At 40.1% G+C, this 18,404-nt stretch carries 11 protein-coding genes and 1 tRNA gene; 4 read left to right on the top strand and 8 right to left on the bottom strand.

Annotation, left to right across the window (positions count from 1 at the left end; genetic code table 11):
• Position 1: 1 nt before the first annotated feature.
• From ANA_RS09830 to ANA_RS09820, 3 genes are all read right to left on the bottom strand, one after another.
• Positions 2 to 325 (bottom strand): hypothetical protein, encoded by a 324-nt coding sequence (locus ANA_RS09830; RefSeq protein WP_015079921.1) that lies wholly within the window; start codon positions 323 to 325, stop codon positions 2 to 4.
• A gap of 348 nt (positions 326 to 673) precedes the next feature.
• Positions 674 to 3,823 carry a DISARM system SNF2-like helicase DrmD gene (drmD, locus tag ANA_RS09825; protein WP_015079920.1) on the bottom strand — a complete coding sequence of 1,050 codons (3,150 nt, stop codon included), beginning with the start codon at positions 3,821 to 3,823 and terminating at the stop codon, positions 674 to 676.
• Positions 3,824 to 3,955: 132 nt separating this feature from the next.
• A complete protein-coding gene (locus tag ANA_RS09820; protein ID WP_323294530.1) occupies positions 3,956 to 4,150 on the bottom strand; it encodes a hypothetical protein in 195 nt (64 codons plus the stop codon).
• Positions 4,151 to 4,549: 399 nt separating this feature from the next.
• Here ANA_RS09820 and ANA_RS09815 point away from each other — a divergent pair, with 399 nt between their 5' ends.
• The 3 genes from ANA_RS09815 (at position 4,550) to bchL (ending at position 8,686) form a co-directional block, all read left to right on the top strand.
• Positions 4,550 to 5,842 carry a ferredoxin:protochlorophyllide reductase (ATP-dependent) subunit N gene (locus ANA_RS09815; protein WP_015079918.1) on the top strand — a complete coding sequence of 431 codons (1,293 nt, stop codon included), beginning with the start codon at positions 4,550 to 4,552 and terminating at the stop codon, positions 5,840 to 5,842.
• Between the two features lie 170 nt (positions 5,843 to 6,012).
• Entirely contained in the window at positions 6,013 to 7,710 is a 1,698-nt protein-coding gene (bchB, locus tag ANA_RS09810; RefSeq protein WP_015079917.1) for a ferredoxin:protochlorophyllide reductase (ATP-dependent) subunit B, read from the top strand.
• Positions 7,711 to 7,783: 73 nt separating this feature from the next.
• Entirely contained in the window at positions 7,784 to 8,686 is a 903-nt protein-coding gene (gene bchL, locus ANA_RS09805) for a ferredoxin:protochlorophyllide reductase (ATP-dependent) iron-sulfur ATP-binding protein (protein ID WP_015079916.1), read from the top strand.
• 378 nt (positions 8,687 to 9,064) lie between these two features.
• Here the strand turns inward: bchL and ANA_RS09800 are convergent, their stop codons facing one another.
• The 4 genes from ANA_RS09800 to ANA_RS09785 form a co-directional block, all read right to left on the bottom strand.
• Complete coding sequence (locus ANA_RS09800; RefSeq protein ID WP_015079915.1) at positions 9,065 to 12,610, bottom strand: P-loop NTPase fold protein; 3,546 nt, start codon at positions 12,608 to 12,610, stop codon at positions 9,065 to 9,067.
• A 235-nt stretch (positions 12,611 to 12,845) separates the two neighbouring features.
• A tRNA-Ala gene (locus ANA_RS09795) sits at positions 12,846 to 12,918 on the bottom strand.
• A 45-nt stretch (positions 12,919 to 12,963) separates the two neighbouring features.
• Positions 12,964 to 13,692, bottom strand: coding sequence for an HAD family hydrolase (locus ANA_RS09790; RefSeq protein WP_015079914.1), 729 nt, complete (start codon positions 13,690 to 13,692; stop codon positions 12,964 to 12,966).
• A 373-nt stretch (positions 13,693 to 14,065) separates the two neighbouring features.
• A complete protein-coding gene (locus tag ANA_RS09785; RefSeq protein ID WP_015079913.1) occupies positions 14,066 to 15,526 on the bottom strand; it encodes an S-layer homology domain-containing protein in 1,461 nt (486 codons plus the stop codon).
• Between the two features lie 713 nt (positions 15,527 to 16,239).
• Here ANA_RS09785 and ANA_RS09780 point away from each other — a divergent pair.
• On the top strand, positions 16,240 to 17,136 hold the full coding sequence (locus ANA_RS09780) for an alpha/beta fold hydrolase (protein ID WP_015079912.1): 897 nt from the start codon (positions 16,240 to 16,242) through the stop codon (positions 17,134 to 17,136).
• 349 nt (positions 17,137 to 17,485) lie between these two features.
• Here ANA_RS09780 and ANA_RS09775 read toward each other — a convergent pair whose 3' ends face one another.
• Positions 17,486 to 18,241: a Uma2 family endonuclease gene (locus ANA_RS09775; protein ID WP_015079911.1), complete on the bottom strand. Its 756-nt coding sequence runs from the start codon at positions 18,239 to 18,241 to the stop codon at positions 17,486 to 17,488.
• Between the last annotated feature and the right edge of the window lie 163 nt (positions 18,242 to 18,404).

Here is an 18,404-nt window from a genome sequence, read left to right as displayed (position 1 = left end):
CCTATTCCCCGATTTCTACATTTGCTACTAAATCATCTATTTCTTCGCTCATTTCCTGGGTGTACATAACCAATTTATCAGGATTTTTCATAGCATCTTGCATGAGAAAATCTAAAAATAAACTTAACATCACACTTTCATCTTCATCATCATTATTAGTATCATCCGTATCTAATTTTACTAACAATGTGTTATCAGATAATACCTGTAAATAACCTGAAGCATTAGCTAAATGGGGATAATCTTTAAAAAAAGATTGCGGGAGACGAAACCCATTTTGATTACCAATTTTTGCAGGATTAATAGGATAAATTTTATCAGCCATAATGTTTTTATGTAACTGGTTTTTCCCAAGTATATATTTTTATTATAACATAAGTTATAACTTATGTTATAATTCTTAACAATCACATCCTGAAAATCCTTAAATCCTGGTTATCCTGATATGGCTAACGCCACGCTATCAGACAAATAACAAATATCAAACACCACCCAGAAAATATCCAAATAACATCCTGTAAATCCTTAAATCCTGGACATCCTGTTCGCGCAGCGTGGCGTTAGCCATTTCAGATAAAAAAATCAAAAACACCCCATGAAAAAACCTAAAATTACATCCTGTAAATCCTCAAATCCTGGACATCCTGATTCTGACAAAATTAATCCCAATTCCCTATTTCGCCAATTTCTGCGGAACTAAATAAATAACCGCTAACGGAAATAGTCTAGGTGTCGGATTTGTAAACCGCGCTTTCACTGCTGCAACCTCCCTTTCAACTTCTGCGGGAATTTGTGCCAATCTCACCTTTAAACTATTAACATTACGCTCAAACTGTTCTTTTTCTGCCGTATTAAACAATTCCAACTGCTTAATCTCTGGTTCATTTAATTCTTGTTCAATACTCCTTTGTAATTCTGTTAAAATAGCAGTAATATCCGCCGCTTCTTTTTCCGCCCGATTGCTTAAATCTCGCTGCAAACTCTTAGCCCTATCTTGCATTCGCACTTGCAAAGATTGCATTAATAAATCTGCATGACTATTCCATAAACTCTCTAAAGTCTTTCTGATCTTTTCCGGTGCTAAATCTGGTAAAACTGCCGATAAAGCTGCTTGAATTTGCATTACACCCATGCGGTTAAACTTACCTTCCTTTAATAAACCTCCCGCCGTAATTACTTCTTCATGTAATCGCTGTTGGTCACTTCCTAAAATTACCAATCTCCCATAAGCAATTACCGCCGGTGTCTCTAAAACTGAATTAGAAACTAATCGCGCCGTCACGCGATTTAATGATTTTTTTCCCTCTTTTGACCACACTTCCGCCCTTAACAAACGTAAACACATTTGCACCAACCGATGATTCAAATGCGCCAATACTACATCATCTCGACCGTGGGATAATTCAGGGTCAAAAACAATAGGACGAATTACTTTTGTATGGGGATGTGCTAACCCTTCACTACAAGCTGCCCAACTACTTTTCAAAGGTGGTAAATAAAAAGCTTTCCCGGTTACTTCTGCTAAATTAGCCTCAATTAACCCTGGTTGTTCTGCTAATTCCAACCCAATCTTTACCACTGCTTCAATATTATTTGGTGTCAGTCGTAAATGTTGACGAGTTTCATTTAATTGTTCTCGTAATTTTTCAATTTGTTCCCGGACTTGACGCTCAAATTTTAACATCCGGCGGACAGGTTCTGATTCCTTTTCTGCTACTGTTGTATCTAAAATAGTCCGTTTTCCCATCATTGCTTCTTCTACTTGGGCAGCAATAACTGGGCCAACTTTTCCCAAATCTTCCCGAATATTATTAACCTTTAAAGCCGCCCGCATGAGAAATTCTAAATCCCCTTCTAGTTCTCCCGGTTTAATTCCTTGGGTGCTATTTTGCTGATAATCTTTACCGACAAAGTGATAAATTAATACTTCTGAAGCCTTTTGTCCATGTCTATCTATCCGCCCATTTCTTTGTTCCATGCGGTTAGGATTCCAAGGGATTTCATAATGAATTAACCGCGAACAAAAGTTTTGTAAATCTAAACCTTCACTGGCTGCATCTGTAGCTAATAAAATTCGCACTGGGGAAATATCAGGATGAGCTTGAAATGCCGCTTTTACCTGTTCTCTGTCGTCTGATTTCATCCCCCCATATAGAGTCATTAACCTTTCTTCCTGGACTAATCCTTGTGCCGCTAAGAGGTTATATAACCATTTTTGTGTGGCTCGATATTCTGTGAAAATAATGACTCTTTCATTAGACCATTTTCCATCTGGTTTAATATAAGTATGAATCCAGTTGAGGAGTTCTTTGGCTTTAGCATCAGCTAATCTCGCTGCTGTTTCTGCCCATTGCAACATTTGGGTTAATAAACTTTGTTCTTCAGGATTTAATTCTCTAAATAACCGAGTTGTATGAGTAATTGCTTCATCTGTAGATTCTTCATAAACATCATCATCAGCAAAATCTTCTTCAATTTCTTGTAACTGTCGCCGCAAAATTCCTTCACTGGGTCGAGATAAACTAGATGCTGTGCGACGACGGGCAGTAGTTAATGATTGTTGGTGTTGTTCTAAGGTACTAGCAAAAGCTGCTGGTGAAGAAAATAGGCGTTTTTTTAAGAGTTTTAACACAAATTCAGTGGCATATTTTTCTGTATTATCTGCCACGCCCTTGCAGCGTAATTCTGTATATCTTTTTAAGGCAGCGTGGGCTTGACGTTCTGCGGCTGGATAATCTACAGAAATGGCTGCTAATTGGCGTTTAGCAAATAGTGGTGAACCATCCCAATTTTGCATTTCCTGTTTTAACCTGCGTACCATCACCACCTGTAATTGTTTCCTGTCTGGTGTTACCCCCCGTGCAAACCGTTGAGAATCGAGTAATTCTAATAAAGCGGTAAAACTTTCGGGGTAGCCGTTATGGGGTGTGGCAGTCAAAAATAACTTATGTTCAAAGTGGGGGACTAATAGCCGAATAGCAGCCGTTCTCATGGAATCTACGGCATATTTGCCCCCACCAGAGGGGGCAACGTTATGGGCTTCATCAACGATTAATAAATCAAACCTGCGGGGGTAGAGAGATTCCCCTTCACCTGGTAATATTTCTCCCAACAGACGTAAAGGGCGATCGCGTTTCAAAAAATCTATGGAAGTAATTAACCGGGGAAAATGTTGCCAAGGGTTTACATGAATACCCCGTTTCCTTCGCAGTTCTTTCATTAATGCACTGTCAACAATCCGAAAATCTAAACCAAATTTATCCCGCATCTGTTCTTGCCATTGCACTTGTAGCGAAGATGGACAAACTATGACAATCCGATGGCAACGATGACGAATAATTAATTCTTGGGCTACTAAACCAGCTTCTATGGTTTTACCTAAACCCACATCATCAGCAATTAATAAGTTAACACGGGGCATTTGAATTGCCCGTACTACCGGATCTAATTGATAATCTTCAATATCTATACCACTGCGAAAAGGTGACTGTACAGTGCGAATATCAGCCGTGGAAGCTGCACCCCATCGTACTGCATCGAGAAAAGCATCTAACCGTTCTGGTGAGTCAAAACCTTTGGGTTGGGGTAATTCCATTTTTTCATAAATATGCGCCCCCACTTCCAATTCCCATATAACCTGTAGTTCTTCTCCCAAACCATCATCTTCTACAGAAGAGAGTTTGACCAAATGCTGGGTTTTTGTCACTCCACCCAACACGGGGTTAGTAGGTAAGCTGGTATGATGAACATCACTGACAACATATTGACGGGAACGCACATTCACCAGTTGACCTTGTTCGGGAATAGCTCTAACTACGGTCATAAGTAATTCAAGATAAAATGAGTCTGGTGTTTAGCCTGTTGGTAATTTAGCATTTAAATACACATCATATGAAATCCACTCCAACGCATGACTTTCACTCGTCCAACTTTCGGGTCTTCCACTTCTAAAGTTTCAGTTGCCTCGGGCCAAGTCTCCGTCCTTTAGTAACTGCTTAATCTCACTTAAAGATAGATTTTCATGAATAACTTTATCTAGTAGTTCCCTACGTTCATCTTCATCTTTAACTTTAGCGATCGCCCTAGCTTTGGTGGATTCTCGTTGACCCTGCCGCAAGGTTTCCAAGACATCATCGGGTAAATTCAACAATGGCAAACGACTAGTACCGCAGGGCGGAAGTCAAAAGTCATTACATATCTTGATTTCGATTAAAGAACAAACCATCAAATTAAAAACTATTGGGCTGACGATTATTAGCTTGTATTCCCTAAATATATTTACTCATTGTCGCCTCAAAAGAAATTGCAGATCCTTATACTCCTGTAAACCTTTGCAACTTTTTGCCCCATCTCTAGGTTTTAGTCAATATAGTAAAGACAACTAACTTATCGATCGCCATGCGATTCCTAGGTCGCGCTAGTTCCCTCCGGGACGCAATGCGAACGCTATCGCGCATTTCCGCAACCATGACATGACTCAGCCCTGCAAAACTTAGGGCGGTCATAAAAACGAAACATTAGGGATTTAAGCCCCAAAGGAGAGCAAAACATGGCTCTAGAGCCTTGCACGGAAGTTCCTGTTCAAACATATAGTCCCAAAGCTATCGCTGATATCCCCGTACTCAAAGAACGAGGACAGAGAGAAGTATTTTGTGGCTTGACAGGTATTGTCTGGCTGCACCGCAAAATGCAGGATGCTTTTTTTCTGGTGGTGGGATCGCGTACCTGCGCCCATTTGATCCAATCTGCGGCTGGCGTAATGATTTTTGCGGAGCCAAGATTTGGTACAGCCATTCTCGGTGAACGGGATTTGGCAGGACTCGCTGATGCTAATGACGAATTAGACCGTGTTGTTGATCAGTTACTAGAGCGCCGCCCTGACATTGGGACATTATTTTTAGTGGGATCATGTCCCTCTGAAGTAATTAAGCTCGATCTTGCCAAAGCTGCGGAACGACTCAACCAGAGATTTTTTCCTAAAGTTCGGATTCTTAATTATTCAGGTAGTGGCATCGAAACCACCTTTACCCAAGGCGAAGATGCCTGTTTGGGATCGATGGTTCCCGTACTGCCCCGCAGCGATGAGCCAAGCCTGATGATAGTTGGTAGCCTCGCAGATGTCGTAGAAGACCAGTTCCAAAGACTTTTTGACAAAATGGGGATGGGTCCGGTTTATTTCTTCCCGCCGCGCCGTGCTGCTGATTTGCCCCCCATCGGCAAGGGTACAAAATTATTATTAGCCCAACCATTTTTAAGCGATACCGTGCGATCGCTGATTTCGCTTGGTGGGACATTATTACCATCGCCTTATCCCTTTGGGATCGAAGGGACGACTGCTTGGTTAAAAACCGCCGCCGATGCTTTCAATGTTGATAACGATAAATTTGAACAGGCCATCGCCCCCGCCGCTAGTCGTGGCAAAGTTGCGCTAGATCGCTATCGTCAAGCCCTGACAGGTCGCAAGGCTTTCCTATTTCCCGACTCACAATTAGAAATACCTTTAGCCCGTTTCTTATCGAGAGAATGTGGCATGGAGCTAGTCGAAGTTGGCACACCTTATATCGATCGCCTATTGATGGACAGCGAAATTAACCTGTTGCCAGTTGGGACAGCTTTATCAGAAGGTCAGGATGTGGAAAAGCAACTCGATCGCTGTCGTGAGGCGAAACCCGATATCACAGTCTGTGGGCTTGGCCTAGCCAATCCTCTCGAAGCTGAAGGGATGGCTACAAAATGGTCAATCGAGTTGGTATTTTCACCGATTCACGGTTACGACCAAGCCGCCGATTTAGCCGAGTTGTTTGCGCGTCCGCTTGAGAGACGTAGAAGATTAACAGTCTAAGAAATAGAGCGCGAAGCACTCTATATTCTTATTGATTTTTTTATATTGACATATACTAACCACGGCTAAAATATGGACTTTTAGAGAATCACAAAAACCCTAGATGTGCAGGGGTTTAGCACTACTAAACCCTATAGAATCAAATAATTAAACCGTGTTCAGTATAACCTATGGAACTAACTCTCTGGACTTACGAAGGTCCTCCCCATGTCGGGGCTATGCGAATCGCGACAGCTATGGAAGGAGTGCATTATGTGCTTCATGCGCCCCAGGGCGACACCTATGCTGACTTACTATTTACGATGATCGAAAGACGCGATCGCCGTCCGCCTGTCACCTATACGACTTTTCAGGCTCGCGATCTTGGCGGTGACACTGCCGAAATGGTTAAGACTTCGGTTCGCGACGCTTACGATCGCTTTAAGCCACAAGTGATGCTCGTTGGTGAAAGCTGTACTGCCGAACTGATTCAAGATCAACCAGGCTCATTAGCAAAGAGCATGGGATTGCCGATCCCAGTCGTGAGTTTGGAATTACCTGCCTATTCCAAAAAGGAAAATTGGGGCGCTAGTGAAACGCTGTATCACCTAGTCCGCACGCTACTATTACCTGTGGTTCCGCCACCGAATACACCAAGACCTAAACGCGATCCCCAGATTCGTCCTAAAGCGAACATCATTGGTCCCACAGCGCTAGGATTTCGTTGTCGTGACGATATTCGCGAAGTCGTGAAGTTACTTGCTGAGATCGGCGTAGATGTGAATGTGATCGCCCCGATGGGATCGACTCCTAATGAGTTGAAGCGGATTCCTGATGCGGATTTTAATATTTGCCTCTATCCCGAAATTGCCTTGACAACTTGCACTTGGCTTACCCGTAGTTTCGGACAGCCTGTGATCAAGACCGTTCCCATTGGTGTCGGTGCAACCCGTGATTTCATTGCCGAAATTGGCAAGGTTGCCGACATTGATGTGAGTGACGCTCTAGCACGATCGCAGTCTGACACGTTGGGAAACTGGGATGCAGCGCGTATTTCTACTGCCGCTAATCCTAACGCTTCTCGACTTCCTTGGTATTCGCGATCAGTTGACTCTACCTATTTAACAGGTAAGCGCGTTTTCATCTTTGGTGATGCCACCCACGCTCTCGCCGCCGCCAGAATCGCTACGGAAGAATTAGGCTTTACCCTTGTCGGGCTTGGAACCTATAGCCGTGAATTTGCGCGGGAAGTCCGCGAAGTTGCCAAGAAACATGGACTCGAAGCCGTGATTAGTGATGACTATTTAGCTGTCGAAGCCAAGGTTGCCGAAGCTGCTCCAGAACTAGTGCTTGGCACTCAGATGGAACGACATATTGCCAAACGCTTGGGTATCCCTTGCGCGGTAATTTCTGCACCGATTCACGTTCAAGATGTGCCTGCGCGTTACTCACCCCAAATGGGTTGGGAAGGTGCGAATGTGATTTTTGATAGCTGGGTACATCCCTTGATGATGGGTCTGGAAGAACATTTAATTGGTATGTTCAAGGAAGATTTCGAGTTTGCCGAAGGTCATATCAGCCATCTGCATACTGCCCCATCGCAAGAATCACGCGCCCTAGAGTCCAGATCTCCCGAACAGGCGATCGCCTCTATCAGTAATCTCACCAATACTCTCTCCAATAATTCCGATCAAGTTATTCTCACGCCCCTAGCGGAAGCCCTTGAAGGAGTCTCTTGGAGTGCGGACGGTGAAGCCGAGCTAAAGAAAATCCCCTTCTTTGTCCGCGGCAAAATCAAGCGCAATACCGAGAAATTTGCCAGCGATCGCGGGATCACCTCGATTACTTCAGAAACTCTCTACGAAGCAAAAGCAGCGATCGGCAAGTAAAACCCTCACCCCCCAGCCCCCTCTCCCATAGGGAGAGGGGGAGCAAAAAAATTATTGATATTAGGAGTCTATTTTGGCAGTTTTAACATCACATCCACCATCAGTTACCAAATGCGAAGAATCAGAAGGTAGCGTTCAGGTATTCCAAGATCCATCAATGGTAATTGAAGGTGCTTTAGTTATCGCCGTTTATGGCAAAGGCGGTATCGGTAAATCGACAACATCCTCCAATCTATCCGCAGCATTCTCGCACCTCGGTAAACGAGTATTGCAAATTGGTTGCGATCCTAAGCATGACAGCACCTTTACACTCACCAAAAGAATGGTTCCCACGGTCATCGATGTTCTCGAAACCGTTGACTTCCATTCCGAAGAGTTGCAAACCGATGACTTCATGTTTGAAGGTTATAACGGCGTAATGTGTATTGAAGCTGGTGGACCTCCCGCAGGTACTGGCTGTGGTGGCTATGTTACAGGTCAAACCGTGAAGCTGCTCAAAGAACATCACTTGCTCGAAGACACCGATGTTGTGATTTTCGATGTACTTGGCGACGTGGTTTGTGGTGGCTTTGCGGCTCCTTTGCAACATGCTCATTACTGCTTGATCGTTACTGCTAACGATTTTGACTCGATCTTCGCCATGAATCGCATTGTCGCCGCCATCCAATCGAAGGCGAAAAACTATCGCGTTCGCCTCGGTGGCATCATCGCTAACCGTAGCGAAGGAACTGATCAAATTGACAAATTTAACGATCGCGTTGGCTTGAAAACCTTGGCGCATTTCCGCACCGTTGACGCAATTCGCCGCAGTCGTTTGAAAAAATGTACTGTGTTTGAAATGGAGCCTGATCCTGAGGTTCTGGAAGTACAGCAAGAATATCTCAAGCTGGCGAAAGGGATGCTTGAAGATGCGACACCCTTGTATGCTCAACCCCTCAAGGATCGCGAAATTTTTGATCTACTAGGTTTTGACTAATCATCAAAAAACTCACTAAGCGAAGGCTTTTTGATTTGGAATTTAACGAAAAAATGCAGGCGTAATCCATGAATTGCACCTGCATTTTTTGTGTCATACTTAACTAAAAGCCACTATAGTAGCGACTTGAACGCGCCATTGCCGCAATTTTCGATTAAACTATTAATCAATTGCTATACAGTACTTCCCGGTGTTATGAGGTACATATCTAGCGGGCAAGACTTGTACTGAGCAAGCGATGCCCTGAGCCTGTCGAAGGGTCGAAGTATGCCCGCACTACAAGAGTTTCATGATTCAACTTTGTACCTCATAAGAGCGGAAACCGCTGTATGATGTTTTTTCTCACGCAGAGACGCAGAGAGGAATTAAGAGTTTGGTTTAAGGATTTTGAAATCCATATTGTTTTTGACGGTCTTCAAATCTATATTCACGGTTGTAGTTATCATCTGGATCATAGCCAATATCGCCAACAAAGCAGAAGGAAACAGCTAAGTTAAAGGTTCTTTTTTCAAATACAAATTCTTTTTCTGGTGGCATTTTACGAAAGTCGTTTTTAAACTTTTTCCATTCTCTTTGGTTATGTCTATCCATAAATATATCTAAATTCTGTAAGTGATTCAGACATTCATCTTTGGGTATTTTGATTGTATCTTCATCGTTTTCTTCAAACTTTAAATAAATCTCTTCTAATAATTTCCGCATTTCTTTGGGATATCTTCCAGCTAAAGCGAGAAACGCAATTAATGTTTGTTTGTATTCTTTTTTTGGTTCTTGTTTCCATGTTTTGTCATTGGCTGCTGGAGTCCAGATAATTTTAATGACTTTGCAAATATTAACCAGTCGCTTTGCGGTTCTGGGAGTTAAATCAACGTGCTGACAACATTCTGATATCCACTCGAACTCCTCGGAAGTGAATTTCTGACAATCAACTAACGAGGTTGGATTTTCAGAATTTGGGCTTTTTTCACCATCATTTTCTTTGTTATTATTTTCTTTAGTTCTGGGTTCAGAAATTTTATCAGAATAAGTATAGAATTCCATATGTCCTTTTTCAGAATAATCCTCCCACATAGTTATTTTTTCTTTTTGAGGTTGATCTTTTTGAGGTTGATCTTCAATATCTATCAAAGAACTTAAATATTTTCCTGTCACATCTTTGTTAATGGGTCGCATTCTGTAGGGAATTTGGATAATTTTCTCTAAATAATCAACACCTGAAGGAGTACCACCACGTTTTAAAACTCCTCTATAAACTTGTTCTAAAGCACGACCAATATAACGGTCATCTATTGCTAAGACAATGATAAAAATATTCGTATTTAACAATAGTTGTACTGCTTCTAAAACTTGAACAACTTTATCAGGAGGACAACGATCTAAATCATCTATATATAAAACTATTCTCGCTGGTCCTCTGGGGAAATATTTTTTAAGAACTTCGAGTTTGTCGGGATTTGTATGTGCTGGTATATAGGTTAAATGTTCTGATAAATCTTTCAAATCATTTTGAACTTGGTTCATTAATCCCAGTCGTTTTTGATAAGAATCATCCTCTAATCTGTTATTGACAAAATCTAATAAAGATGGATATTGATAGCTTAACCCAACACGCTGTTTCTGTTCCTCAATTTTTACTTTTATTGATTCAATATTCTGCTGGTTTTTATCTTTTGCATCTTTAATTGCTTTATCCTTTTTAGCAGCTAGTTTCTGTTTTATCTCTTCGGTATCTTTTTTCGCTGATTGAAAATCTTTGTAAATCTTGAATATAAAATTAATGTGTTCTTTAAAGTTTTTATTGTCTTTGAATAAAGTATATATACTAACTATACCTGTTAAAAATGTAGTTAAGGAAGCTATAACACTAGCAATCCAGGGTTTTAGTGCTGGTAAAATATAAGGTAAAACATGAAATCCCAAAATATAAGCTATGAGTATGACAACTAATATTATTAATATAATGCCAGATAACTTATTTAAATTTTGTTGGTCTTGACAAAATTCCCATAATCCAATTATTTTTATTTTTATTTGAGATAAAAAACTATTAACTGTTTTATGATTTTGTAATATCTTATTTATTGGATTATCTTTAGGTGAATTTTCATTATCAATTAAATCTCCGACTTCTTTAATTAGTTGATATTTATTTAATTTATTGAATTGGTTAAAAATAGGAATTTTCTTTTCTAAATCTTCTTTATCTTCAAAACCATATAATTTTAATAAAAAATTGAAAGCATCTTTATTTTTACTCAATTTATCAAGTTGAATGAGAAACGAAATAACTATATTTATGCGGTGATATTTTTTATTTACTTGTTTTTCATTTATCTGATTCTTATTGTTTATTTTTAATTCTTCTTGTTGAAGTTCGATTTCTAAATTTTGTAGTTCTTCTTGTTGTTCTTTTCTAACTAGGCTAAAAATACCCCAAAGGGTATTCCCATTAACATTTTTTCCTCTTAACTTCTTAAATACTTCCTGAAAGTTAGACTCTAATGCCTTTCTATCACTACCACTCATCTGATTGAGGACACCCCAAATATCACCTCCTGCTAAATCATTTTCTCCAACATCTCTTAACTGCTGTTCTAACGTTAATTGTCGGTCAAGTTGCTCAAAAATAGTCTGCATTAAACTTGCCCACAAATCAGATTTAGCATAACTCCAGGCGTTAAATTTAATTTGATAAACATGACCAACATAAAGAGAAAGATCCTTTTCTTTTCCCGGTTCACCCCACGTTTGTTTTCCATTTAGTTGTTGACAACGAATTTTGGTAATTTGTTTTTCTATCAGGTGCATTCCAAAGGATTTTCCGCTACCCCAACTGCCTAAAATTGCCACCGCTAAAGGAGGTTCAAGACTTCGCAACATTAACACATCAGCTAAAGATTCTAGTTCCTTGGTTACATCTAGAGAGTCTTCACCAGTTGCTTTATCATTACTAAAAGCTTGGGAAATACGATGAATATTTAACCCCTGCCAACGCCAAACTTTGATACCATCTGTACTAGCACTGATGATGTAGTCTTCCAACGGATCAAAGACAACAGAATAAACCGGGCTTTTATGTTTTCCGATAATTATTTGCCGCTTGCGCTGGGGGTCGGAAATATCCCACAACCGCACTGTATTGTCACTACTACCACTTACAATCATGCTACCGTCGGGACTAAACGCTACTGACCTGACATCATCTGCATCACCCAGGAAAGGTTGACCGATAGCTTTTCCAGTTTTGACATCCCATAACCTCACTTTGCGTTCCCAACTGCTACTGATAATCATGCTACCGTCGGGACTAAACGCTACTGACCTGATATAATTTTCATGACCAAGGAAAGGTTGACCGATAGCTTCTCCAGTTTCAACATCCCATAACCTCACCTTGTTGTCACGACCACCACTGACAACCTTACCACCGTCGGGACTAAAAGCTACTGACTTGACAAAATCTTCATGAAACCAGGAAGGTCTATCTATAGCTTGTCCAGTTGTGACATTCCATAACTTCACTCTGGTATCATCACCACCACTGACAACCATACTGCCATCGTGATTAAAGGCTACTGACTTGACATAATTTCCATGAAACCAGGAAGGTCTATCTATAGCTGTTATAGCTGTTTCACTGGTGACATCCCATAACCGTACTTTTCTGTCACTACCACCACTAACTAGCATACTGCCGTCGTGATTAAATGCTACTGACCAGACCGGACTTTTATGACCTTGATAACTTAACAACTTTGTCTCAGTTAGCAAATTCCAAATCTCAATAGTGCCATCTTTTAAACCCACAGCAACGCGTTTCCGTCCCTGGGGTGATATCGCTAATGTATATACCGGACTCTTGAACTCAGCAAGGTGCTTTTCTGGTTCTGGGGTTGTTGGTTCTAGGTCTTGGGGCGCTTCCATACCAGTAGTGTTACCAGTCGCGTGTGGATGTTACTGGTTTATACTATGTTGCTCTTTTGTTGTAAAGAGTTTTATACGTTTGTTTACGTTTCTCTTTTTTATCCCCTGCCTCCTGCACCCCTAGGAACTGGGAGAATTTTGGAAAATCACCTTTGGAAACCAATCTTTATCTACCTGAAATGCGAGTTACTGATTGACAATTAATTTGGCAACGCGGACAATTACTTAATACAAATGGAGAATAGGAGACTCGAACCCCTGACCTCTGCGGTGCGATCGCAGCACTCTACCAACTGAGCTAATTCCCCTTATTCGTGCTTATAAGTTAACAACTCTCATAAACATATTATATCCTAACACTCAGGAACGACAGATTGCACATCTTTTTCTAAAAAAACTTCCTGTACTCGCTGTAAATCCAAATCAATCAGATAATCAATCGTCCAATTAGCTTGACGGTGTAGCATCTGGAAAGGGTAAGTATTCGCTACTCCTACCACTTGCATTTGGGCGCGTTTAGCTGCTTGAATACCTGCGGGGGTATTTTCAATCACTAAACACTCATCAGGTTCTAAGTTTAATTCTGGATATGTCTGATTTAGACGTTCAACCGCCAGCAAATAGCCTTCCGGGTTAGGTTTATCGCTGCTGATATCATCCCCCGACACAATTACAGGGAAGTATTCAGCTAATTTAGCAGATGTTAATACCATTTCAATTTCTAGGGATAAAGCATCACTGACTAACGCCATTTTGAGATGACGGGAACGAATCTGAAAAATTACATCTTCAATTCCCGAATACAAAGGCAATTTTTCCAGCTTCTCCAATTCCAACACATAAGCTTGAGCTTTGCGAGTGAGTAATTGAGCCATATAAGCTTCCGTCACCACCCTACCACGATTTTTCAGCAGGTTTTGCAGATAAGCGCGATGACTTATCCCTAAAAAGTCTTCACGTTCTTTTACCCGTTGAGGTTGAAGATTTTCCTGTATAAGAATCTCATCTATCAGTTGGATATGGATTAATCCATCTTTAATAATGACACCATTAAAATTAAATAAAACTGCCTTTAAACTCATAGTGCAAACTGGAAACAATCCTCCAGATGATTATTTATCAGAGTAAATTACCGGAATACATTTAAGATTAACCCATTTTTGAAAATATACAAGAGTCAGATCCCCGACTTCTTCAAGAAGTCGGGGATCTTGTTGTCATAGCTTGACAGAGATATTCCACAACCTTGTAAAATTACGTTTACTTGTAATTATACCCAAAATGGACGCATCTTTAAATTAAACTTAACGTAAAACCCATAGCCTTGATTTGTAGGTTGGGTTGTGGAACGTGAACGTTCGCGGAGCAATTAGCATGAAACCCAACGCATTTGTTGGGTTGCGCTGTCGCTTAACCCAACAAAGCAGAAAATTGACAAGATATTGTTTGTCCAATTTATTTTGCAGGTAAATCTGCCACTTCTCCAGCGCTCACCATTGCCCGATACAATAAAGCACAAACATCGGCTCTAGTGGCAACTTTTTTAGGATTTAGTAATTTTTTATTAGGATAATTAGTAATTACACCATTTTCTGTCAATGCGGCGATAAAATTACGATGTTCACTTCTAATACTAGAAGCATCACTATAAACTGAAAGGATATTTTCTGTTGAACCAGTAAATTTATAATTCAATCCTTTGGCTAAAGTTATTAAAACATCTAGACGACTCAGCTTTTGTGTGGGGTTAAAGTTTTTGCTGTTGAGAATAGTAAAAAAGCCCATTTCATAAGCTTCTCGAATGGCATCATAAGCCCAATATCGCTTAGGAACATCTTTAAAATTAATTGCTTCTCGAACTTTACTTTTAATAAAGACTTTTTGCAAAAGGGCAGCTAATTCGGCACGAGTTACTGGTGCATTGGGACGAAAAGAATCATCAGGAAATCCGCCAATTACTTCCATTGCAGCCAATTCAGAAATATATTCCCTAGCCCAATAGTTTTTGGAGATATCAGAAAATGAGACTTGAATACCCTTACCTACACCTATTTTCCGATATTCACTTAATAATTTCCCCAGTTCAAAACTGGAGTTGTCCTGAATTGGAGTCAACTTTACCAAACTACCAGGATTAGCTGTTAAAGCTTTTGCTAAGTTAGAATCAAAGGCATTTATAGATTTACCTACTACAGCAAAATCACCTTCGCTAAAGGAGGTAGGATAAGTACCAGTGGTGGCAACTTTGGCAAATCCTGCGGCTTGATATTGGACAATATTAATCTTTTCCGAACTACTCAGAAAAGTAACTTTTTGGTTATTAACTTCCGTGAAATAATCGTAGGCATTGGTATTATCAACAATGCTATCATTATTGACATCAAAACCATAAAAGGTGCGGACTACTTTGTTTTCTGTGGGATTAGCCGATAAAATCAAGTTAACCGCAGTATTTTCCGGCAAACAAACAAATTCACTGTAACCAATAAAGCGATTTGTGTTATCATATAAACGGACAACAATGCGATCGCCTAATTTAAATCCTTTAACAAACTTAGCCTTTTGCTTAATCTTATATTTATAATCACCTAAAAACCTTTCTTGGCGATATTTATTGCCATATTTACTCTTAATAGAAATCCGGGCAATTACTTCTTTGATTGTCCCCCCAGGTTGCCATATATAAAGCGTGAAAGCTGATTTCTTCTCTGGTGAAAAACTCGTATTAACGGGAATATCAATTGCTTCACCTTCAGATTGACCCACTAAAAGTTGCGTTTGTGGAGAATTACCTAATTTTGATGCAACTGGGGAAGAAAGTCTTGATACTGCTAATGCAGAAGATATTGGCGATAATGCGACAACAGAAACGGCTGTAACAACCAGTTTACTCCAACTTAAGTTAATGGGATTCATAAGGATATCCGGTAAGTGGGAAACGAGCGTGGCTTGGCTCCCTGAGAGGAAAGCGACACGGGCGGTTTTAACCGCTTTGAATCTTTTTTCATTACCGCCTTGGAGTTAAGAAATTCGGGGTACTTTTGTGGTGTACTTTCAACGGGACAATTACCGATTCAAATTTCCCAACTCTGTACGCATAATGTGTTGCACGCGATGTGCCTCCCTTTCGGGGTGATGTTAGCTGAATGCCTCCGGCACGCTTGCGCGAACGTCAATGTTTTAAGAGCTTTTTAGGCTTGCAACACTGTTTCAGTGACCTTGAAACTGTTTAATCACAAGCGACAGAGCAGGGAACTAGCTACGCATTCCAGGGTGTCGTGACTCAAAAAACGTAGTCAGTGAAGACTTAGACTGGTCAGTACAGCTTGCAATTTCTTACAAGCTCAGTCTCTTTAGGACTGAGTTACTGACAGTATTTTATCTCACACCTGGCCAATGGACTAATATTCTCTAGATCAAAAATTTTTGATGCTAGTGAACTCTACTGGTAACACAGGGCATTTTATATTACTTTTGTCAGATAGGGAAGAGGCAAGTGATAATTGACAATTGATAACTGATAATAATGTGTAGGGGTTTAGCTTTTGCTTTACCCCTACCTATACAATCAAACAATTAAGTCATTTTGACTATAATATAAATAAATAATAATTTAGGAATCTTCACAAATGACAACTACAATCCAGGATTTGCAGACATTAGAAAAACAGGTTTGGACTTGGCGAGATTACAAAATTCAATATACTGTGATGGGTACAGGTCAGCCTTTGGTGCTAATTCACGGTTTTGGCGCTTCTATTGGTCACTGGCGCAAAAATATCCCGATTCTAGCTGCTGCTGGTTATCAGGTGTTCGCTTTAGATTTGCTGGGTTTTGGTGGTTCTGATAAAGCAACTATAGATTATAGCATGGAAGTGTGGGCGGAATTATTAAAGGATTTTTGCAATGCACATATTCAAACACCAGCAATATTTATTGGTAATTCTATTGGCGCTCTTTTAAGTTTAATTGTTTTAACAGAATCTCCAGAAATTGCGGCTGGAGGAGTTTTAATTAACTCTGCTGGTGGTTTGAGTCACCGTCCCCATGAATTAAATCCAATTTTGCGAGTTGTAATGGCAACTTTTAACAAGTTGGTGGCTAACCCAGTGACAGGTAAATTCGTTTTTAACCGGATTCGCCAAAAATCACAAATTCGCCGGACTTTATATCAAGTATATAGCGATCGCACTGCGGTGACAGATGAACTTGTAGATTTACTTTATAACCCATCTTGTGACCCCGGAGCGCAAGAAGTTTTTGCTTCTATTCTCACTGCACCTCCCGGTCCAGGTCCAGAGGAATTATTACCTAAGTTGAAATTTCCGTTATTAGTAATTTGGGGTGCAGAAGATCCTTGGACACCAATTACGGGAGCGAATATCTATGAAGCAGCGCGAGAAAATGGTCAAGATATTAAAGTTGTTCCTATTCCCGGCGCTGGTCATTGTCCCCATGATGAAGTTCCAGATATTGTGAATAGTGAAATTATTGATTGGTTAGGACAGGTAATGGGTAATGGGTAATGGGTAATGGGTAATTGGTAATTGGTAATGGGTAATTGGTAAAAGGTAAGGGTTTTACCTTTGCTATTACCTCATTTATCATTTTGATTAGGTAAGTAGACGAAAATAAATCAAAGTAGATTAAGTAATGTAAAAAATCTGGAGATGATTTCGTAGTAAGGGCTTCAGCCCTCAAATGAGGAATAAATTCCTCACTACAAACTTTGAATTATTCAAGCCGTTCTACTTAGGTATATCGAAAATTAGATCATTCTTGCGTGCATAAACATTGATATTAGTATCACAAAACTTACAATTATAGTCTGTTTCATCTCCTCTCACATAGTTTAATTTATTACAAGCAGGACATTTAATCTGTGTATGATAATTGCTGAATACTTACTTCCTCAACTGATAAACTCAAAGCAGTGGCTATTTGTTCCACGCTCAAACCCATTTCTAATAATTTGGGTATGGCATTTTTTCTGGCTTGTTCTGCTTGTTCAGCCCGTTGTCTTTCTTGTTCAGCCCGTTGTCTTTCTTGTTCAGCGCGTTGAGCAATTTCCGCGTAAGTTAAAAATGGATTACCATTAGGATGATAAAGCTGTAAAGTCTCCTCGCCCAACAGAAACCGAATTTTTAGCCGGGGACTAATAAAGTCTGTAATTTTGGTAATAATATCCAAACCATCTTCAGCCCTTAACCAACCTTGTAAATTATTTTTGTCAGGATCATAGATATAATATTCTTCTACACCATAACGGTCATAGAAAAGTAATTTTTTCTCCATTTCCGCTCTCGTATTACTAGGAGAAATAATTTCAAAGACGATTTGGGGAGGAATACCTGCTTCCTTCCATTGCATATAGGAAAGTCTATCGCCTTTTGGTCTACCCAATACTACGAAAACATCAGGAGCATTAACGATGGTATTTTTGCCTTCAACTGGATACCAAAATAAATCTCCAGCGACAAATACATTGGGGTTATCAGCAAACAGCCAATCTAAATTTTGTTGAATTTCTACAAGAATGCGAAACTGAATCGTATTGTTTGCCACCGGTTGTCCGTCACAATCTGGGTAAATGACCTCTGGCTGGGCTGGTGCTGCGATTTGTGAAACCATAACTCTATCCTCAGCAAGATTTTTTCTAATTATCTACCAAATCAAGGAAATATCAAGTGATATCCTGGGTAGGAAATTAAGATGATTGATACTTTACTATAACCTGAACAAAGATAGTATTATTAAGGATTGTTTCACTGTGTAACCTTTCCTTAGCCTGTCA

Origin of the sequence: Anabaena sp. 90, assembly GCF_000312705.1 — a bacterium.
In the GTDB taxonomy this organism is placed as follows: Bacteria; Cyanobacteriota; Cyanobacteriia; order Cyanobacteriales; family Nostocaceae; genus Dolichospermum; species Dolichospermum lemmermannii.
This window is presented reverse-complemented; position numbering and strand designations above follow the sequence as displayed.